At 41.1% G+C, this 20,846-nt stretch carries 17 protein-coding genes and 2 tRNA genes; 6 read left to right on the top strand and 13 right to left on the bottom strand.

Features of this window, described 5'->3' with window-relative positions; all coding sequences use genetic code 11:
- Window positions 1–44: 44 nt before the first annotated feature.
- On the top strand, window positions 45–998 hold the full coding sequence (locus tag ACFEL9_RS00830) for an ion channel (protein WP_385885262.1): 954 nt from the start codon (window positions 45–47) through the stop codon (window positions 996–998).
- A 91-nt stretch (window positions 999–1,089) separates the two neighbouring features.
- On the opposite strand, the gene ACFEL9_RS00825 is transcribed toward ACFEL9_RS00830, so the two are convergent.
- The 3 genes from ACFEL9_RS00825 to ACFEL9_RS00815 form a co-directional block, all read right to left on the bottom strand.
- The gene (locus ACFEL9_RS00825) at window positions 1,090–1,542 is read right to left on the bottom strand and encodes a YybH family protein (RefSeq protein ID WP_385885261.1); all 453 of its coding nucleotides are present in this window, start codon (window positions 1,540–1,542) and stop codon (window positions 1,090–1,092) included.
- A 105-nt stretch (window positions 1,543–1,647) separates the two neighbouring features.
- On the bottom strand, window positions 1,648–2,502 hold the full coding sequence (locus ACFEL9_RS00820) for an ester cyclase (protein ID WP_385885259.1): 855 nt from the start codon (window positions 2,500–2,502) through the stop codon (window positions 1,648–1,650).
- 68 nt (window positions 2,503–2,570) lie between these two features.
- Window positions 2,571–3,344, bottom strand: coding sequence for a helix-turn-helix domain-containing protein (locus tag ACFEL9_RS00815; RefSeq protein WP_385885257.1), 774 nt, complete (start codon window positions 3,342–3,344; stop codon window positions 2,571–2,573).
- A 601-nt stretch (window positions 3,345–3,945) separates the two neighbouring features.
- Here ACFEL9_RS00815 and lepA point away from each other — a divergent pair.
- Window positions 3,946–5,739 (top strand): translation elongation factor 4, encoded by a 1,794-nt coding sequence (lepA, locus tag ACFEL9_RS00810; protein ID WP_385885255.1) that lies wholly within the window; start codon window positions 3,946–3,948, stop codon window positions 5,737–5,739.
- Window positions 5,740–5,836: 97 nt separating this feature from the next.
- Here the strand turns inward: lepA and ACFEL9_RS00805 are convergent, their stop codons facing one another.
- From ACFEL9_RS00805 to ACFEL9_RS00765, 9 genes are all read right to left on the bottom strand, one after another.
- Window positions 5,837–6,835, bottom strand: coding sequence for a hypothetical protein (locus tag ACFEL9_RS00805; protein WP_385885253.1), 999 nt, complete (start codon window positions 6,833–6,835; stop codon window positions 5,837–5,839).
- 255 nt (window positions 6,836–7,090) lie between these two features.
- Window positions 7,091–8,365: an HAD-IIIA family hydrolase gene (locus tag ACFEL9_RS00800; protein ID WP_385885251.1), complete on the bottom strand. Its 1,275-nt coding sequence runs from the start codon at window positions 8,363–8,365 to the stop codon at window positions 7,091–7,093.
- Between the two features lie 45 nt (window positions 8,366–8,410).
- The gene (gmhA, locus tag ACFEL9_RS00795) at window positions 8,411–8,998 is read right to left on the bottom strand and encodes a D-sedoheptulose 7-phosphate isomerase (protein WP_385885249.1); all 588 of its coding nucleotides are present in this window, start codon (window positions 8,996–8,998) and stop codon (window positions 8,411–8,413) included.
- A gap of 3 nt (window positions 8,999–9,001) precedes the next feature.
- Window positions 9,002–9,619 (bottom strand): TylF/MycF/NovP-related O-methyltransferase, encoded by a 618-nt coding sequence (locus tag ACFEL9_RS00790; RefSeq protein WP_385885247.1) that lies wholly within the window; start codon window positions 9,617–9,619, stop codon window positions 9,002–9,004.
- A gap of 112 nt (window positions 9,620–9,731) precedes the next feature.
- A complete protein-coding gene (locus tag ACFEL9_RS00785) occupies window positions 9,732–10,754 on the bottom strand; it encodes a GHMP family kinase ATP-binding protein (protein ID WP_385885245.1) in 1,023 nt (340 codons plus the stop codon).
- 80 nt (window positions 10,755–10,834) lie between these two features.
- Entirely contained in the window at window positions 10,835–11,968 is a 1,134-nt protein-coding gene (locus ACFEL9_RS00780) for a glycosyltransferase (RefSeq protein WP_385885243.1), read from the bottom strand.
- On the bottom strand, window positions 11,968–12,912 hold the full coding sequence (locus ACFEL9_RS00775) for a glycosyltransferase family 2 protein (RefSeq protein WP_385885242.1): 945 nt from the start codon (window positions 12,910–12,912) through the stop codon (window positions 11,968–11,970). Before ACFEL9_RS00775 ends, ACFEL9_RS00780 begins: the two co-directional genes overlap by 1 nt.
- Before the next feature lie 3 nt (window positions 12,913–12,915).
- Entirely contained in the window at window positions 12,916–13,398 is a 483-nt protein-coding gene (locus ACFEL9_RS00770; protein WP_385885240.1) for a DUF4199 domain-containing protein, read from the bottom strand.
- 14 nt (window positions 13,399–13,412) lie between these two features.
- Window positions 13,413–14,675, bottom strand: coding sequence for a dihydroorotase (locus ACFEL9_RS00765; protein WP_385885238.1), 1,263 nt, complete (start codon window positions 14,673–14,675; stop codon window positions 13,413–13,415).
- Window positions 14,676–14,771: 96 nt separating this feature from the next.
- Between ACFEL9_RS00765 and ACFEL9_RS00760 the strand changes: the two genes are divergently transcribed.
- The 4 genes from ACFEL9_RS00760 to ACFEL9_RS00745 all read left to right on the top strand — a co-directional run bounded on the left by ACFEL9_RS00760 (window position 14,772) and on the right by ACFEL9_RS00745 (window position 17,509).
- Window positions 14,772–14,845 (top strand) — tRNA-Pro (locus tag ACFEL9_RS00760).
- Between the two features lie 63 nt (window positions 14,846–14,908).
- Window positions 14,909–14,982 (top strand) — tRNA-Pro (locus ACFEL9_RS00755).
- A gap of 424 nt (window positions 14,983–15,406) precedes the next feature.
- Window positions 15,407–15,925, top strand: coding sequence for a helix-turn-helix domain-containing protein (locus ACFEL9_RS00750; protein ID WP_385885236.1), 519 nt, complete (start codon window positions 15,407–15,409; stop codon window positions 15,923–15,925).
- A gap of 258 nt (window positions 15,926–16,183) precedes the next feature.
- The gene (locus tag ACFEL9_RS00745; protein ID WP_385885234.1) at window positions 16,184–17,509 is read left to right on the top strand and encodes a multicopper oxidase family protein; all 1,326 of its coding nucleotides are present in this window, start codon (window positions 16,184–16,186) and stop codon (window positions 17,507–17,509) included.
- A 221-nt stretch (window positions 17,510–17,730) separates the two neighbouring features.
- On the opposite strand, the gene ACFEL9_RS00740 is transcribed toward ACFEL9_RS00745, so the two are convergent.
- Window positions 17,731–20,805 carry an AsmA-like C-terminal region-containing protein gene (locus ACFEL9_RS00740; protein WP_385885232.1) on the bottom strand — a complete coding sequence of 1,025 codons (3,075 nt, stop codon included), beginning with the start codon at window positions 20,803–20,805 and terminating at the stop codon, window positions 17,731–17,733.
- Window positions 20,806–20,846 lie beyond the last annotated feature (41 nt).

Genomic DNA, 20,846 nt, shown 5'->3' with positions numbered 1-20,846 from the left:
GAACCTATTTTTTTCTATTTTGTTGTTTCATCCAATTATTACTTATGTCTGTGCTGAAGCGAATCAATCCCTTTTCAAAAACCAACAACGATACAGGTTTTGGAATCAATGTAAACAGTTATGGCGGCCGTTTTATCAACCGCGATGGCAGCTATAATCTCAAAAAGACCGGTGTTTCGTTTTGGGACAGATTCAGTCTTTTTCATACCATGCTGAATATGCCGCTGTGGAAATTCGTTACGGTAATTGTTTTGTTTTTTCTTACTATCAATTTGTTTTTTGCAATCATTTATTACTTGATAGGCGCAAGCGGTTTTACCGGAATCATTGCTTCTAATGACTGGCAGGAATTTAAAGAGCTTTATTTTTTTAGTGCCGAAACTTTTACGACGGTGGGATATGGAAGGGTGAATCCTGTTGGTGATGCTGCCAATATGGTGGCTGCTATTGAAGCCATGGGTGGTTTTCTTTCATTTGCTGTAGCCACGGGTCTTATTTATGGAAGATTTGCTAGGCCCAAATCGCATATTGCCTTTAGCGATCATGCATTGATTGCGCCTTACCAGGATAAAAAGGCGCTGATGTTTCGTATTGCATCTTATAAGGACAATCATAATCTTACAGATGCTGTGATAAAAGTGAATTTGGCGTTACAGGTACAGGAAAATGAAAAACTGAGTTACAAGTTTTATGAACTGGCGCTTGAAAGAAGCAGGGTAGATACGCTGATGATGAACTGGACTGTAGTGCATCCGATTGATGAAAATAGTCCTCTATTGGGATTAACAGAAGAAGATTACAGGACAGCGGATGTAGAAATATATGTGCAGGTAAGAGGGTTTGATGATGTTTATTCCACGACGGTGATCCAGCGTACGTCTTTTACCTATGATGAAATAATATTCGATGCAAAATTTGCAAGCATGTACCACGAAAGCGAAGACGGGAAAACAACAATACTTGAGCTGGATAAACTCAGCAGTTACCGCAAGCTGTAAGATGACAAGCGTCAAACAGTAAAGATATTCTTAGCTTCCTGCGTTATGTTGAAGATGAAATCAGCCCGGGAATAATTGATAGTTCATCGTGTCAGTCCCATACATATTTCCAGGAGCCGTCTTTTTGCCGTTTCCAAACCGTATGAAAAATGCCGCTGAACTCAAGCGGCTTACCGGTGCTGTCTTTCGATTGCCAAAGATATTTCCCATAGGTATACGCCATGTTTCCATCTGGTGACACGTCTATAAAATCCGGTGACCATTTTACCGAAGCAGATTTATAAAAGTCTGCGCCATAAAAATTTCTAATCCCTTCTTTTGTATGAATAAGGCTGTCATTATTTCGCTTGATCACGGCATTGGAGTCAGCATAAAACCAAAACGCTTCGGCTATTCCTTTTTCAGCTGCCATTGTTTCAAAATCTTTTTCGGCTTTTTGTATTTCCTGTTTTACTGCTTCAGTGTCTTTTACTACCGGTGTTTGCTGACCACAGGAGATGAGCAGCATAGTACAGGTTGCTGCAAGGCAAAAACGGGGGAGCATAATTTTTTTTATTTTAAGATAATCTTTTTTGGTTTACTGCATCTGTAAATCATAAATGAAGGCATTTACAAAAGCATAAGCGTATTCGTTTTGACCGCCGTTCTTCTATTTTTGATAAGTTTTATACAGTTGTCTTTCCATTTTTATATTCAGTTGCTCAGTAAATTCTGCCGGGTTAAAATTTATTTTTTCATACTCAGTTTGCACTAATCTTTTTGCTTTATCCAAATAATCCTGATTTTGCCAAACGGCAATAGTCATTAAGCTTAAGTCACCATTGCTATCCTTATAAGCGAGTACTTCGTCCTTAATAAATCCAGGAAGAGATTTGATAAAGTTCCTGTTGTATTGCATTCTTTGCGTAAATTCTTCAATCGCTTTTTTGGGTATGAAAAATTTATCAACAAAGAATACGTTAGATTCTTTCTCTTGCGAAAGAGCCGTCAGGTCAGATGGTAGAACACCTAACTGTTGAAGGAAGCCAAGTCTGTCGGTTTGGATTTGGTGACTAATTATTTTGCCGTCTTTAAACTCATAAATACCAACCCCTTCATTAGAAATGCTTCTGTTTGTTGCCGCAATATTTTGAAATTGTTCTTTGTGTGTTCCTTCTATCGTTTGTTTCACGAAAACCTTATTTCCTTCTGCAACGATCTCTGTCAACGTCCACCTCGCATCAGGAAAAGCTTTTGTGATTGCTATTATTCCTTTTTTAAACACTTCAATACCTTTTTCACCCTGGGCATTCGTATAGTCTTCTGAAATAATACTGTCAACCAACTCAAATTTTCTGTTGTTTAAAATATTTTCGTAAAGGTTACGAATAACACCTTTGTTAATACTTGCAGTAACTTCCATTTTATTGTTTTTTATTGAATGATTTGATTTTGTCTGCGTAAAACCAAACTGCCCTGTTAGCAAAGCGGAGAGGAGAAGGCAGGGTTTAATTACTGATTTCATTGTTGCCAGGTTTTGTGTCGCAAAGTTGGCAGCTACTGAAACCAAATCATTGTAAAAAATCATTGATTTTACCAATAGGAAGCCGATTTGAAAAAGTCCGTTGGTGTTTGTCCTGTAAAAAGTTTAAAGTCTTTGTTGAAATGAGCCTGGTCGTAATAACCGTTTTCAAGCGCCGTGTCAAGAAAAGATGATGATGCAGGGTTTTGGCGTATAATGGCTTTCATTTTGACTATGGAAGAAAACTGTTTGGGTGTGGTTCCCGTCATTTTCCTAAACCGCTTTTCGAAAGCATCCTGGCTGATAAATAAACTATCAGCTAACGCTCTTATTCTCGTCAATCCGTTGTTTGCATAAATTTTAGCAATAGCCTCTGACACAAGTTTGTCGGGCTTATTGTGTAGGAGTTTTGAGTATAAGAACTGTTCAATAACAGCGATTTTTGTTTTGTTGTTATTAGTTTCGGCTAAACGTTCTTCTATGATCGAAATTTCTGGATTTGGAAAAAAATTATCCAATGAAACGCTTTCTTCAAACAGTTCATGAAGGGGTTGTCTGAAAAATGCAGCTGCTCCCGTTTCTGTGAACAATACAATTAGAGCCGATGTTTGAGGTGCATAGTTGATAAGCCGAACGGATTTGCGTAGGCCCGAAAATGTTGCGATGGGCAAAACGCTTTTGTCTGCATCGTTGAGATAAGAAATTTGCCCTTTAAAACGAAACGCAATGGCAAACGAAGTGTTTGGTACCACTCTATTAACTAATTCGTCCCGGCTTTCAATAATTCTGTAAGCCTTGATGTATGGCCTTAATATATCTGTTGGTATGTGTTCCTCAATTTTCATTGTCTGTTTGTCTCAAATTCTCCTTACGGCGTTCAGGCATTTGTGTTGTTGCGTGCTTCATTTATTCCTGACAGCAGCCGACGATAATACTAAAGATAAAAATTTATTCTGTTGCTTATTAGTAAATGTCAGGCGGGGACAAAAAGCTGAGCAGCGTTACAGATATGAGCGACGCTTTTCGTCTCAGCTTATGTTATTGGAACGATAAACTTAACATCAGCATTAGCGATTGACGAACAGTTTGGCGGTCCACTTGGTGCCTCAAGTATATAAAAAAAACTGGTGCGCAGATTGCCGCAATAATTAAAGCGGTTCAGCCAGAGGCTGATCAAAAACATCGGAACGAAAGCAACGGGTCATCCGAGTAGCTTATCCATTTTGATCGTTAATTTTCTGCCTGCTGAATAGCGATGTCGACGAGAATGTCGGCATCCGATTGGCCTGCGGCATCGGGACAAAACCCTTAAGAATGACCTTCGTCAGGCTCAGCGTGAGCTTGCAAGAGAAGCCCAATCAAGGTGCAAAAGCTGGCCAAACAATCCTTCCTTCCTCGCCTTAAAACGCTTACCTTTGCCCGTCCCGAAAAAGGGGCAAATCGTACATGAAGAATATCCGGAATTTTTGCATTATCGCTCATATTGACCATGGCAAATCTACCCTGGCTGACAGGCTTTTACAAAGTACCGGCACCATCAGCGACCGCGACATGATGGACCAGGTGCTGGATGATATGGACCTGGAAAGGGAAAAGGGCATTACCATAAAAAGCCACGCCATCCAGATCAATTACAAGCATACTGACGGACAGCAATACACCCTGAACCTGATCGATACTCCCGGTCACGTAGACTTCAGCTACGAAGTGAGCCGGGCCCTGGCGGCCTGCGAGGGTTGCCTGTTGCTGGTAGATGCTACGCAGGGCATACAGGCACAAACCATTTCAAATCTTTACCTGGCGATTGACAATGATCTTGAGATCATCCCGGTGATCAATAAGATCGATATGGATGGCGCCATGATCGAAGAAGTGGAGGACCAGATTATTGAGCTGATCGGCTGTAAAAAAGAAGACATTCTGCATGCCAGTGGTCGTACCGGTTTGGGTGTTGACAAAGTGCTGGATGCAATCGTCAACCGGATTCCGGCACCGGCAGGCAATACGGAAGCTCCGTTACAGGCCCTGATCTTCGACAGTGTGTTCAATTCCTTCCGCGGTATTATCGTTTATTATCGTATCCTGAATGGCTCGATCAAAAAAGGTGACAAAGTAAAATTTGTCAGCACAGGCCAGGAATATGAGGCCGATGAGGTGGGAATATTGAAACTGAAGATGACAGAAAGGAGTGAGGTGAAAACAGGGGACGTGGGTTATATCATCACCGGTATTAAAAATGCGAAAGAAGTAAAAGTGGGGGATACCATCACCCTGGCAAGCAATCCTAATCCGGAGATGATAAAAGGTTTTGAAGAAGTGAAACCGATGGTATTTGCGGGCATCTTCCCGGTCAATACAGATGAGTTTGAAGAACTGCGGGATTGTATGGACAAGTTGCAACTGAACGACGCATCCCTAACCTACGAACTGGAAACGTCACAGGCATTGGGATTTGGTTTTCGTTGCGGATTTTTAGGAATGCTGCATATGGAGATCATCCAGGAAAGGCTGGAAAGGGAATTTGACCAAACAGTGATCACAACCGTGCCCAACGTTAGTTTTATCGCTTACACGACGAAAGGAGAGAAGATCATTGTAAATAATCCTACCGAATTCCCTGACCCGGTTAAGACCGAAAGGATCGAGGAGCCGTTTATCAAAGCACAGATCATTACAAAGCCCGAATATATCGGCAACATTATGACCCTGTGTTTGGGCAAACGTGGAATATTGGTAAACCAGAGTTACCTGACCACAACAAGGGTAGAGTTAATCTTCGAAATGCCCTTAACAGAGATCGTGTTTGATTTTTATGATAAGCTGAAATCGCAAACCAGGGGATATGCCTCATTTGACTATCATCCGATAGGCTATCGCGATAGTGATATCGTGAAGATGGATATCCTGCTGAACGGCGATAAAGTGGATGCTTTATCGGCATTAATTCATCGTGGCCGTGCGCAGGATTTTGGGAGAAAGCTTTGTGAAAAACTAAAAGAATTGCTGCCCCGCCAACAATTCCAGATAGCGATACAGGCAGCAATCGGCGCCAAAGTAGTAGCAAGAGAAAATATTTCAGCGATGCGGAAAGATGTTACCGCTAAATGTTACGGTGGCGATATCAGCCGTAAACGAAAGCTGTTGGAAAAACAAAAAGAAGGTAAGAAGCGGATGAGACAGATCGGTAATGTAGAGGTTCCACAGGAGGCTTTCTTAGCCGTGTTAAAGCTGGATGATTAATTTCACGCAAAGAAGAACGCAGAGATACAATACAAAGGCGCAAAGGGTTTAAACTCTTTGCGCCTTTTTTTCTTTGTGGCTTTGCGTTAAATTGCGATTAATTATTTTCTTCAACCACGGGTTTCTCTTTTCCTTTATTCTTATCTGATTTCTCCTGTAGTTTTTTTTCATCCCGGTTTCCTTTATTATCCAGAATGGGCTCGCCAACAGGCGGTTTACCGAGATACGGATCAACTCCCCGCATGTCGATCTTATAATCAAATGCTTTATCGACATGCACCCATTTGCCATTTTCCCATTTAAAGGCTTCATTATCGCCGTCGGGAACAAGTGTCCAGCTATTTTCGGGTTCATTCGTTTCAGATACCAGGTGGTCCACTAATATCATTTGCAATTCATCAATATAATTCACCAGCACCCGGGCATCTTTTTTATACTCGATGCTAAAACGATATTGAACTGGTTTGGGTACACTGTCTTTTGCAAACGAGAAAAAAGGTCCGCCAAAGATGGCCTCATTCTTATCGTTGAACGTAAGCACTTCGATCCATTTCTTGGAGCTTCTTACATTGTTGTAGTCAATACCAAACAATGTATAATAATTTTTTCCCTTGTCCTGTGTTTGGATAATATTATAATAGATTGCACCGATCCAGTTGTTGCGGGTGCGAACTGAATCCGTGGCTTTGTCCGTAAATTCAGACACATCACGCAGAGGAATCAGTTTTAATGAGCCGTCCTTTGTTTTTAACTGAATGGCGCCGCGTTGGCGGGAATAGAAATCATCAAACTCCAATCCCCAGCTAAAAATGCGGAAAGTACTGTCCGGTGCATAGAGTTTTGAAATGCCTTTTACCGAATCAAAAGAGTAATAAAAAGAGTTTTTTACTTGCAAAGCTCTCACCAGTGTGCGGGTAAAGATGCTGTCGGAGATCATGCGATCTTCCGCTAATGAATCGGTGACGAGGTACCGGGCATACCACTGCAGGGTATCTTCCTTTGCTCTTAATTTTTTTCGGTCAGCTGCTGAAATCAATTGTGAATAGCCTGTTTGGAAAAAGATCAAAGCCAATAAAAATGCAAGCCCTGTTTTCATCGTCAACGTTTTCACAGAATTTATATCATTTATACGTTAATGTAATGTCATAGGTTTCGGATATAATGTCCGACGATAAATGCCGGACTCAGACTAAAGCGTCTGAGCCGACAGACATTCGATGCGTCCAATAGTATTGTTTCAATGTCCCGCCGGTATTAAATTTGGTGATCGCAAAAATAAGCCTTAATTAAAAGGTGAAATGGGTATCCCGCTGCCAATAACGACAAAAAAATTATAAAATTTTGTGATAGATCATAAAGCTTTGGCAAAATCTGTCAATGAGTTAAAACTCATATCGATAGCCGGGTGGGGAAGCTCTATATGCGGAATAGTTGTCTTTAAAAAGATGCAATACATGCCGGTGTTACGGCCAAACTCCATGTCGCTGATATTGTTGCCAACCATGATCGATTTGGAGAAGTCAATTTCGGGAAACCGGGCCCTGGCTTGTAAGGCCATGCCGGGGTTTGGTTTGCGGATAATGTCATTGTTGTCGAGGGAAGTGGCGTAAAAAATAGCGTCTATCTTACCACCTTCTGCCTCTATAATTGTCAACATTTTTTGGTGAATAGCATCGAGGTCAGCGACGCTCATTAAATTCCTGCCAACACCACGCTGATTGGTTGCAATGACAATGCGGCCAAATCTTTCTTTGAACAATTTAAAAACAGGTGGCACACCATCATAAAAAACAAACTCGCCGGGATTAAAAATATAGCTGCCGACTTTGTCGTGATTTAAGACGCCATCCCGGTCGAGGAATAATGTCCAGCCTTGATCAACATCCCTCAAATTCAGTGGCGCCTGTTTCAATTCCTCCTGCACCCGGCTGTAATCTTCGGGGATACCGATATCAATAAAGTAGCTGTCCTGTACAATGGCGTTGATATTTCCCTGCAGGTAATATTTTTCCAGGTAATCTTTTTCAAACGAAAACTTGGTCGGAAAATTTTTAGCCAGGAAATTTTCGACATTTAAAACGTAAACACCGCCATTGATAAGACCATTGTCATAAAACTGTTTTTCCTTGAAATCAGTAATCGTTCCTGCCTGGTTTATTTCTACCACACCATAGCGGTCAAAATGGCGCATCGATTTTAAGGCCAGCGTACAATCAGCTTTTTGTTGTTGATGAAAAGAACTGATTTCTTCAATATTTATTTTAAAGAGAGTGTCACCATTTACGATGATCACATTTTTTTCTGTTGCATGTTGACAAGCCAGATGTATAGCACCACCTGTTCCCAGCGGCTCTTCCTCAACGGAACATTGAAAATTGAGTGTTGAAAATTGATCATTTAAATAATCGATAATGATCTCATGTTTGTAGCCAAGAGAAAAAATAAATTTTTCAATACCCTGCAACCTGAGATAGTTGATCACATAAAACAGGAAAGGTCTTCCTGCAACAGGTGCCATGCACTTTGGTACGTCGGAAACAACCGATCTTAATCTTGTTCCCAATCCGCCTGCGAGTATAATTGCTTGCCCTCCCCGCTCCCTAAAGGGAGAGCTGGGGAAAGTCATTTGCTTTGAAATGTTTTCATTCATACTGAATCTCTAAAAGCCCCTTTAGAGGTTTGGGGTGTTAAATAATTTTTCCTCAACCAACTGGCAAATAATGTGCCCCGCCATAATATGACTTTCCTGTATTCTGGGGGTATCTGCAGATGGGATATTGATCAAATAGTCACTAACAGATTTCAATTGGCCGCCCGTCATCCCCGTGAAGCCGATGGTGATCATGCCTTTTTCTTTGGCGGTTTCAAAGGCTTTGATAATATTTTTTGAATTGCCGGAAGTGGATAAGCCGATCAATACATCACCATGCTGGCCGATGCCATCAATCAGGCGGGAATAGATGACATCAAAACTATAATCGTTTCCTACAGCCGTAAGATAGGAAGTGTTGCAATGCAACGCCTCTGCAGGTAAAGCTTTGCGATCGGTATAAAAGCGGCCGGAAAATTCAGCCGCGAGGTGCTGCGCATCAGCGGCGCTGCCGCCATTACCGCAAAACAAGACCTTGTTACCGTTCTTAAAAGCCATTACAATCTTATGAACGCAATTGTTGATTGTTTGCAAAAGCAACTCATCTTCCAAAACTCTTTGTTTTGTATCGATCGAAGCCTTTATTATTTCTGTTATTCTGTCTTTCATGTGTCAAACAATTTTAAAGGCCGTAAAAAGATAATTATTGGCAGCTCCAATAAACTCAGTATTGATATAGTATGATTTTATAAAATTATCAAAAGCCAGGAACTCATGGGAAGGGACAAGGTATTCGTCAAACAGAATAATGTCCCCCTTTTTTAGCAAGGGTGCCAAACTTGTTAAAGTAAATAACGTTGATGTGTATAAGTCCGCATCCATATGAATCAGCTTGCGGTTTGTGCTGTTATATTGCTGAATAAAACCGGGTAACGTTTGCTGGAACAGTCCTTTATAAAATTTAACCCTTGCATCTTTAATATCCGGTTGTTTTGAACCAGTTGACATATCACCGGCTTTAAAAGGTCCCCATGCTTCCGGTAATCCTTCAAATGTATCGAATCCATGAAAACGTGATTGCGGATTGGTATTATGTTCAACCCACCACTTGAACGAACTGCCTCCGGCTACTCCAAATTCCAAATACTCAATCGGCTCATTTTTCGTTTCTGCCGATGTAATATGTTGGTATAGTGAAAAACGTTTATTATAATCCGACTTGTATGCAAAAAAATCATTGAAAGAGCTTTTGTTTTTTTGTTCATGCGCCCAGCGGGAAAGCCTTGACATATTGGCCAGGTTTAAAAACATTTTTTCAAACGGACCTATCAATACGTGCAGGCGCAGCCACAAAAAGGTTTTTTTCAGATTCCTTGCAAAGAAAAAAAAGGTCTTCATAGTGTTATACTGTCCAGGTCGTTAAACCGTGTTTGGTAAACTGATAATTTTTACAATAACCGCCGAATGATTCTAAGGTTTCAATAACCTTGTACCTGGTGTTTTTGGGACAGTAAAATGTCATAAAGCCTCCACCACCGGCTCCGGATATTTTGCCACCTGTGGCACCAGCCTGTATTGCGGCATTATAAATCTCCTCAATGCCTTTGTTAGAGATATTATGGGCCATTAATCTTTTTTGCTGAAAACCAAAATCAAGGATCTCACCAATTTCATGCAGCCTGCCTCTCAATAATGCTTCCTTCATTCGCTTTGCCTGCTCTTTTAATTGGTGCATGGCTTCAATCGATTTTTCGTTTCTCTCATTCACATTTTTCTGTTGCTCTTTGATGATGGTGGCTGATTCCCGGCTCGTTGATGTGAAATAAAGAACGAGATTGTTTTGCAATTCGTGCAGGTATTCAGGTCTTATCCGAAGCGGGTTTACGATTACTTTATCATCCTCATAAAATTCCATGAAGTTGACACCGCCAAAAGTGGCAGCATACTGGTCTTGTTTACCGCCTGCCAGTTTCAAATCTGTTCGTTCAATCTCGTAGGCATAATGAGCAATGTCATAATCACCCAAAGGAAGTTTCAGCATTTCTGTAAATGCCCCAATGATTGCCACGACCAGCGTAGACGAAGTGCCCAGCCCGGAGCCGGCAGGTGCATCTACAAAAGTAGACAGCCTGAAGCCGGTCGCAGGTATTGTATAATCTTTTTGTATGCGGTTGTAAACACCTTTTAACAGATCTAAAGTGCCGTCAATGGGTAATTCTTTTGCCCAATCAAACTGTTGCGTTTGTTTTTGATCCAATGATTCAATGATGATCTCATTACCTTCAATTGGTTCGATACTGGCATGAGCGGATAAGGAAATGGTGGCATTCAGGATGGCTCCGCCATATTGATCACTGTAAGGGCTAACATCGGTGCCACCACCGGCTAATCCAATTCTTAAAGGAGCTTTGCTTCGATAGATCATGCGTCGATTGTTTAATAGAATATGGTTTTACTAACTGGTCCCGGGGACTCACTGTTGATGTGAACGCTTCAGCAAACGCCTCAACGATTATTCCCCGAAAGATTGATAACTGCTTTTACAATATTTTGCCAGTTATATTTTTGTTTTTCGCTGCGAAGATGCGGAATAAAATAATCCTCTCCTAATTGATAGAATTTTACAATGCCTTTTGCAATGGCTGCAGGATTTGGCTCCACCACGAGACCTGCTTTCTGGTCGGGAACAAGAGCAGGTAAGCCGCCTACATTCGTAACAACCATTGGTTTTTCAAAGTGGTAGGCGAGTGGTGTGACACCGCTTTGCGTGGCATTGCGGTAAGGTTGAATGATAGCATCAGCTGCACATAAATAGTATTGAACTTCGCTATCCGAAATAAAATCAGTTTTTAAAATTAATTGGTCTTTGATTCCAAGCTGGTTGATCTGATCCTGGTATTGCTTTTCATCTTCATAAAATTCACCCGCAATGAGTAATTTAATCCCGGCATCTTTTATTTGCTGGTTGGCCATTGCCTCCAGCAACAGATCAAGTCCTTTGTATTTGCGGATGAATCCAAAGAATAAAATAATCTTTTCATCGGTAGGCAGGCCTAAGTGTTTTCGTGCTTCAGTTTTCGAAATGATAGGGCCAAAATTATCGTACAAAGGGTGTTGTACCAATTGCGCTGGTTTCTCAACATCAAATAACCGTAGATCATTCAGCACCTTTTCACTCATAGTAATGAAGGCGTCACAACTTTTGATAAAGTAACTGGTAAACGCTTTATCGCCGGGTCTTTTTTCGTGTGGAATCACATTATCAGCAATGCAAACAATTTTGGTGTGTTTGTTTTTTTTTACTTTTCTTAATATAGTTCCCAGTGCCGGTCCCATGAACGGGAGCCAGTAACGAACCACGATAATGTCCGGATTTTGTTTCTTTAAACGGCTGCCCACCTGTAGCCAGTTAAGAGGGTTTACCGAATTAATCGCTGTGTGAATGGTGATTCCCTCCGGCGCCGGTTCATCAGAATATTGAGTTTTACCCGGAAAAAGAAACGATGGGTATTGAAGCGAAAAAGAATAAATGGAACAACTATGTCCGCTTTGAATAAACTCTTTTGCAAGGCGTTGGTTAAACGTAGCTAATCCTCCTCTTAAGGGATGTGCCGGTCCAATGATCACAACGTTTGCCATTACAAACCTTCTTTCTTTTCGATGAGATAAGTATTACGGCCCTGTGAATTTCTTGAAATCAATTCACCTATAAAACCCGCCAGGAATAATTGCATGCCAATTAGGATAGATGTTAAAGCAATATAAAATCCGGGACGGTTGGTTAAGGCAAAATTATGGGGGTCAATAATTTTTGAAATGATCAGGGATAAAGAGATCAACAGACCAGCGAGGAAAAATATCGTTCCCCATGCACCGAAAAAATGCATCGGCCGTTTACCAAATTTGCCCATGAAGAAAATGGTGAGCAGATCAAGAAATCCATTGATAAATCTTGTCCAGCCAAACTTGCTGACACCATACTTGCGGGGTCTGTGTTCCACTACTTTTTCACCAATCTTTTTAAAGCCGGCCCATTTAGCCAATACCGGAACGTAGCGATGCATCTCTCCGTATACTTCTACACTCTTCACCACTTTTTTGCTATATGATTTTAAGCCGCAGTTAAAATCGTGCAATTTTATTTTGCTCATCTGCCTGGCAGCTGCATTAAATAATTTGCTGGGTAAATTCTTCGTCAGCTTATTATCATATCGCTTTTTTTTCCATCCGCTTACCAAATCATAACCATCCTCAAGGATCATCTTTCTGAGCTCTGGAATTTCATCGGGGCTATCCTGCAAGTCGGCATCCATGGTAATGATCACATCGCCTTCCGCTGCACGAAATCCTTCATTCAACCCGGCTGATTTACCATAGTTGCGCTGAAACTTGATGCCCTTTATGTTTGGATTTTTAGTTCTTAACTGCTCAATTACTTGCCATGAATTATCTGTACTGCCATCGTCAACGAAAATGATCTCGTATGTATAATTATTTTCGAACATTACCTTTTCTATCCAGGCGGATAACTCGGGTAAAGATTCTTCTTCGTTCAATAATGGTATGACCAGGGAAATATCCATGCGTTATTTTCTTCTCATTAATAATGCTGACCCGGCCGCTGTAACGATAGTGCCGAGTATCAAATATCCGAAAATTGTGAGGTAAACAACTTTTGTCGTATACCGTTTTTTGTTGTCGGCTACCAGCTCATCAATTTCAGCGGGCGTTTTTCCTTTCTTTTTAACAAGTGCTTCCCGGTAATAAACAGCGTCTTTTTCAGCAAATTCAGGATGAAATTTATGGAATATAGTTATAAAGGCCACAATGATAAGTATAGCTATAATAAAGCAGCGAAATCCCTGTCCAAATAAATCTGCAAATTTTCCAGTAAAGGAAGTTGACATTTTATAGGATATTAATGTCCAGATTATCCCTGCTGCAAATAGTGCATAGATAAAATAATGAACCGGCGAATTTTCGGGGACCGTATAGAATGCTACTAAAAAGGCACTTACCATGGCAGCGCCGGTAATAATACCTTTAACAAGAGGAGTGAGTTTATTCATGAATACTAAAAGAATCAGTTGATAACGGCGGTGTTTTTATTAACGATGCCTATCACTTTGCCGGTCAGTACCTGACCAATGAAAGGAGTGTTTTTCGATTTTGAGAAAATGTTTTTTTCTGCCACTGTCCATTTTTTTTCCGGATCGAATAGTGTCAGCAATGCATTATTTCCTTCTATGATGCTGGCGGTATCAAGTCCAAATAAGCGGCGTGGATTTAATGATAACAGCGCTACCCATTTTTCGGCGGCCACTGCCGGAAGAGCGGTGCGCAACACGGCATAAGCAGTCTCAAGACCAATCATACCGTATTTCGCATATTCAAATTCTACTACTTTGCTGTCAAATTCGTGAGGCAAATGATGTGTGGCGATGCAGTCAATCGTGCCTTCGGTAATGGCTTGATGCAAAGCGGCCCAGTCTTCTTTGGTGCGAAGGGGAGGATTGACTTTCAGATTTGTATCATAATCTTTCATGTCTTCATCGCAAAAGAAAAGATGATAAGGTGTTACGGAACAACTGATTTTTATGCCACTTTCTTTTCCCCTTTTGATATATTCCAGCGATTTTTTTGAACTCACGCCTGTAAAATGCAGTCGTGACTCCGCATATCTTGTTAACTTGATATCCCTTGCCACAATCAATTCTTCCGCCATGGCCGGTTTACCGGGCAAGCCTAATTGTGTTGACACAATGCCTTCGTTCATCAAACCATGGGCGTTAATACTTTTATCATCGGGGATTTGAATCAATGTGCCGTCAAAAGTTCTTACATATTGCAATGCTTTCAATAACAAACCCGCAGATTGAACACTGTTGATCCCATCACTGAATGCGATAGCGCCGCTGTTCTTCATGTCATACATCTCGGCCAGTTCTTTGCCTTCAGTGTTTTTTGTAATGGCGCCTATTGGATGAATGAATACCGGCAACGTTTTGCCTTTCTGAACAATATATTCAATAGTAGACTTATTGTGTATACAAGGATTGGTATTGGGGATGACCATGACATCAGTATACCCGCCTGCTGCCGCTGCGGCCGCACCCGTCTCGAGGGTTTCTTTAAATTCATGACCCGGATCAGCAAAATTGGCAAAAACATCCACCCATCCCGGCGAGACATGGAGGCCCGGAATGTTTATTTCCTTATCTGCTTTTTGTGCGAGATCAGCGCCCAATTGGCTGATTATTCCATTTTCAATAAAAATATCAGTGATTTGCCCGTTGAAAGGAGAATTTGGATCAACGATTTTTGCGTTCTTAATGAGTAGTTTCATTAAGCGGCGAAGATAATGGTTGTTTTTGGTTCGGAAAAATGCTAAAAAACCCTACTTTTGCAATCCCCTTTCCAATACGTCAATCGTATTAAAGTTCGGGACGTAGCGCAGCCCGGTAGCGCACTTGCATGGGGTGCAAGGGGTCGCTAGTTCGAATCTAGTCGTCCCGACAGTTAAAAAAAGACTCTTGATTTTTTCAAGGGTCTTTTTTTATTTTTACACTATTAGATTTTCGGGATGTAGCGCAGTCCGGTAGCGTACGTCGTTCGGGACGACGGGGTCGCTGGTTCGAATCCAGTCATCCCGACTGAAAAAAGAAGTCATTTGTTTAGGTGGCTTCTTTTTTTGTTCGAGGGTTTGTATCCGCAGCGGCTTGCTACGCCCCGGCGGGTGCTTTTGTCCCACGCCGGCCACTCATTGCAATTACTTCTGCCCGAAACATTGCTTGCAAAGACGCAGGCACCCGGCAGGAAAGGGTATAGACCTGATGTATACGAAATTTATAAAACTGAACTATCGCCGATAATTTTCATTGAATATTTTCTATGCCATGGTTGGATACCCTTCGCTTTGCTCCGGGTGACAACCACGGCATTCTTCTTTCGGCGAACTTCAGAAAGTGCAAGAATATTTCCATTCATTCGTATTTTGCATATTCACCCGACCGACGAGGAATGGCCGAAAAAAATCATAAGCTTCTGATTAAAAACATGGTTTGCCAGCGGTGCATTATGACCGTAGAAAATACTTTGCAAAGCCTCAATATTCCATTCAGCAAAGTGTCGTTGGGTGAAGCGGATATTCCGGCCGGCCTTACAAAAGAGCAATTGAATAAAGTGGAAAAAGAGCTGCATAAGGCAGGATTTGAATTGATAGCAACAAGAGTCAATAAAATCATTGAGGATATTAAAAAGGCGGTGATGGAATACCTGGAGTTGGGCATGGATTCCCAAAACCTGAAGCTGTCTGCATTTATAACAAAAAAGATTGCTTATGATTATAGCTACCTAAGCGATCTCTTTTCCTCGGTTGAAGGAAAAACCATTGAACAATTCTTCATTCTGCAGAGAATAGAAAAAGTAAAAGAGTTGCTTGTATATGACCAGCTTTCACTGACTGAAATATCTTATCAGACCGGTTTTAGCAGTGTTCATCATTTGTCGTCACAGTTTAAAAAAGTTACTGGTCTTACACCTTCTTATTTTAAAAAAATCGGCGCTGCAAAACGTAAATCACTGGACCGCATCTGATCCAAAAATTCTGTAAATCTTTCCCTGAATAGCATACAGCCACCCGAACAGGGCGGCTGTAGTTTTGTGTCGTTAATAATTGATAACAATAAAAATTAAAATCATGAAAACGACAATTCGGTCAAGCAAAGACAAACCAGGTTGCGACTGCGCAGTTTGTACCTGCAGTCCCGTTTGTACATGCGGAGTTTCATCTGCGAAATAATCAACAGGGAGGTGCAGCCGCCTCCCATTTTCAAATTATTAAAACAAAAACCAATGCAAACAACAAGATTTTATCAACTGACAGCATCTGAATTCGACTGGAAAATCTCCAATCAGAAAACAATTAAAGCATGGGGCTTTAATAACAGCTTCCCCGGCCCGGTACTGAAAGCTCACAAAGGCGATACGATGGTTATTAAAGTAAAAAACAACTTGAATGAACCCGCCATAGTTCACTGGCACGGTATCAGGTTGCCGGCTTCAATGGATGGAACAGACAGTGTGCAAAAACCTATAGGGCCGGGAGAGGAATTTGAATACCGGTTTACAGTTCCCGATGCAGGAACATTCTGGTATCACTCACATCAAAATGAAACAGTACAAATGGAAAGAGGTATGTATGGCGCATTGATTGTGGAAGACAGTACAGACCCTGTTTTCGATGCAGAAAAAGTTTTGATGATAGATGATGTGAAGCTGGATGGCGGCAACCAGTTTAAAAGAGGTAACCGCATTCAGCGCTGGATAGAAAGACATGATGGCCGGCAGGGAAATACAATATTGATTAACGGAAAAGAAAACCCGCTCATTAATATCAATGCAGGACAGACAGAAAGATGGCGGTTTATCAATGCATCAAGTGCCCGGTATATACGGTTGTATTTTGGAGGCAGAACTTTCAAAATTATCGGCACCGACGGAGGCCTCCTGGAACGTCCGCAGGAAGTAACTGAAGTATTGATGATACCAGGAGAAAGAATGGATATAGCAGCAGGACCTTTTGCGGAAGGCGAAAACTTTTCAATTGAGTCATTGCCGTACAACCGGACCACTTTTGTAAAGACTAAAAATGGGCGGCTTGCAAGTGTAATAGTTGGCGAAGCCAAACCTTCCGTTGCATATCTGCCTTACAACTTGAGAGAGATAGAAACATTAGCTCCGCAGCATGCAACCATCAACAGGAAAATAGAATTTGCCGTTGATATCAACCTGAAGCATGGTGTTGATTTTTTTGTAAACGGTGGTACGCATTATAGTGATAAGCCGGTAAGTGTGGGAGAACTGCAGGTATGGGAAGTATCTAACACAAGCCTGATGGATCATCCCTTTCATTTGCATGGATACTTTTTCCAGGTAATAGAAGAAAATGGGAAGACGCCTGCTTTCAAGGCATGGAAGGACAGTTATAACCTTAAACCAAAAAGTAAAATCAAGATTGCGTGGATGCCCGATAACCGTCCCGGTATGTGGATGTACCATTGCCATATTCTTGAACATCACGAGGCTGGTATGATGGGACATTTTGAAGTGGTTGATCCGGAAAAAGGGCCATCAAAGCATATACATCATCAACATCATATGCATCATCACTCTGTGTAAAAACTAATGTAGTCATTTCTTATGCCATGGCGGATGTTTGACTTTCATCCGCCAAATGGTGTCAATGGCCCGGCATTCATATCTAAGCCGGTTCACCGGAAAATTATTCATAGAAGCTCTTAAACTGGCACACCCTAAATTTATAAAACTGAACCTGCTGCAATCATTTTCATCAACGGAAATTTTACTGTGCAAAGCCGCCTGGTCGGCGGCTTCCTTTTTTATTGTTTAGCGGTTGTATCTGCAGCCACCTTTTTCTTTTTCTTAAACAGATCGTTGATGGTATTCTTTATCGTTTGTTCAGCTTTCTTTTTGGTGCTGTCTGTATTGTTCGTTTGAACCGAATCTTTATTGCCCAAAATTTTATTTTTTAAATCTTCTTTGACGTCATTCACCACCTGGTTCTTCACGACATTCACCGAATCTCTTACTCTTTGCTTCGCACTATCGGCTTTTGCCTGTGCAAAATCAGCCGCCTGCTGTTTGAGATCTGCTACGGCATCGCCGGCTACTTCTTTCAGATCAGTTTTGATAGAAGGATTAGTAAGACTTCCGCCCATTTTGATATTCAGGTTTACAACATCACCCAGCGTAACAGGAATTCCCTTGCTGCTTGCCTGTGTCGCCAGGCCATTGACCAGGTTGTTACCCTGGGTACCTAAATATTTTCTAGGGACCTTCATCGCTACCACGTAGTCGATTGATTGATCAAAACCATGCATGCCGCCAATTTGCAGATCAATATCTTTTACTTTTACGGTAAATGGTTTCACCAGCACTTTGCCGTTTGCAAATTCAATATAATTTTTGATATCTTTTATGGCAATGGATTTCAGGTCGTCTATTTGCAAGGTGTTCGCTAATTTTTCCAGCGGTGCGAATTTCTTTAACACACCTTCCAGTAATAAAAGGTTTCCTTGCCCTGTAAGACTGCTGAGGTCAGGCATCATATCACCATTAAGATTACCTGTCATACTGAGTTGTGAACTTAATTTTCCGGACAGGAACTGACCAATAGGCATCAACTTTTGAAAAGTATTGTAAGCGAAAAAGGCTTTTTGTACATCCACATCTTTTACATCATAGGAGATGGCGATATCTGGTTGTTTTTTATTTGTTTTGGTAGAGTAGGAGCCATTGAAAGCAACTGAGCCATCCAGCGCATCGGTTTTTACATTTTGCAACTTTACGGTTTGATCATTTAAAACCACTGTGCCATTGATGTTATTGTAGTTTACCTTATCGTATTTTACTTCGCCTGCTTTTGCATTGATCGTAAAATTGATGCCGGCCGGTACCAGGAATGGTTCAGCAGTTGTTGAGGTTGCTGGAGTCTCTGTAGCGGGAGCAGGTTCTGTACCCATCCAATCATTCAGGTTCAGTTTATCGGCAGTCACATCAAGGTTGCCGGATAGGGTTTGATCCTTCATGGCATAGCCGATCAAATTGTTTAATACACCACTGGCAGTGAAATTGGTATTCAAATAATTCCCGCGAAGATTGTTCAGCGTAATATTCTTCTGGTTGAAGGTGAGCTGTGTATTATTGATTGTCACACCTGTTGGATAATCCTTTGATGCATATTTTAAATTGGAAAGGCCAGCCGTACCGTTGATGTTTATTTTATCATATTCACTTTTATCGATAGCTGTTTTATTACCGCTGAATCCTAAATCAGCGTTTAATATCCCGCTTACAGCGGTGCCCGGCTCCAGGGTAGTAAATTGTTTAACATTGTCTAAAGTGAAACGTCCTTTGGCTGCGCCGGAAAAGTCAACAGAAGAAACAGGGTTGCGTAATTGCAAAGAAAAATCAAAAGGATCTTTTCCTACTTCAATATGACCGGCTGAAATGTCAACGGTGGTGTTGTCCGCAATACCGCCACTATTTTGCAATTGCACTTTCATATTGCCATTTTGAATGGGCTGTGGAAAATCGCTGGAAGAATAAAAAAGATTTTTTATGTCTAAAAATCCACCAGCTGTAAAAGGTCCTTGTTGCGTTTGTATAGCTGACAAATTTCCTTTTGCAAAAATATCGGCCAAAACGAGGCCTGCCAGTTTTGTGTTGCCTTCGAGTTTGACGAATTTTGAAAGATTGGCCAGGTCAAGCTTGCCTTTTGCTACAGCATCTACGTACTGTGAGGTTTCCGGATTTTTAAAGAGTAGTTTAAAGTCAAATGGTTCATTGTCCATTTCTAAATGACCTTTTGAAATGTCCACCACAGTATTATCCATTTTTCCGTCGGGATTACTCAGGTGCATAGCAACCTGGATGTTTTTTACTGGTTTTGGTAAATCAGGATACTGGAAGAATCCATCTTTTACTTCGAGGTTCACATCATAAGCCGGCATTTGTGTCGGACTATAAATACCTTTTACCCAGCCGTTGAATAAAGCGCTGCCGCTTGTTTTTATGGTTGCGAAATCATTTTTGTAAACAGCCGGGATCAGTGACAGGATATCTTTAAACTCATTGGATGGAGATTTAAATTTTATATCCATATTATACGTGCTATCGTTCACCAATTGAAAAGATCCGTCTGCCGATACTTTCAAATTATTCAACGCAATATCGTCCGTCCTGAATGTATATGTATTTGTTTTGTTATCAATTTTTATATCAGCGCCAATACTTGTTTTTGTATTGGAGAGGTAGGGAATAGCTGCATAGGTAAAACTGGCGGCATTTGTTTTAGTGACAGTTGAAAGAATAAATTCATCCTGGGTAAAATCACCACTGCCTTCATGATCAAGACCAGATATCTCCGCACTCATGTCACTGCTTTCATCTTTATAATAGATATATCCATCTTTAATAGCATATTTCTGCAGCGTCATTTTAAAAGCTGAAGTAGCCGTATCGGAAGACACGGATGCAGCACTGTCCGCTTTCGTTATATCCCAGTTGGCTTTCCCGTCTTTATTTACCAGGGCATGGATACGGGGAGACTCTAAGTATACACCGGATACTTTGATGTCTTTTCCTTTGATAACACTTATCAAATTAACAGACGCATCCAGGTTCTTTGTTGCAATCAGCGTGTCGTTAACAAATTCATCGGTGCCTACAACACTGAGATCATCGAGGCTGATTGACACTTTTGGAAAATGCCGAAAAAGAGACAAGCTGACGTCAGCGAAGTCCACCTTTGCAGTGAGACTTTTGTTAATCTCTTTTTTTACCAGGTCAGTGATCTGTTTTTTAAAAGCAATGGGAATAATAAATGCGAGAGCAACTAAAACCACTACAATGATACCTGTTATTTTCAATGCTTTTTTTATACCCTTATTCATAGTTATCGGCTTATTTAAGAAAATAGATAAAGCCCAAAGGT

It is taken from the genome of Terrimonas alba (assembly GCF_042434975.1).
Classification (GTDB): domain Bacteria; phylum Bacteroidota; class Bacteroidia; order Chitinophagales; family Chitinophagaceae; genus Terrimonas_B; species Terrimonas_B alba.
The sequence above is the reverse complement of the archived record's forward strand: the minus strand, read 5'-3'. Positions and strand labels throughout refer to the sequence as shown.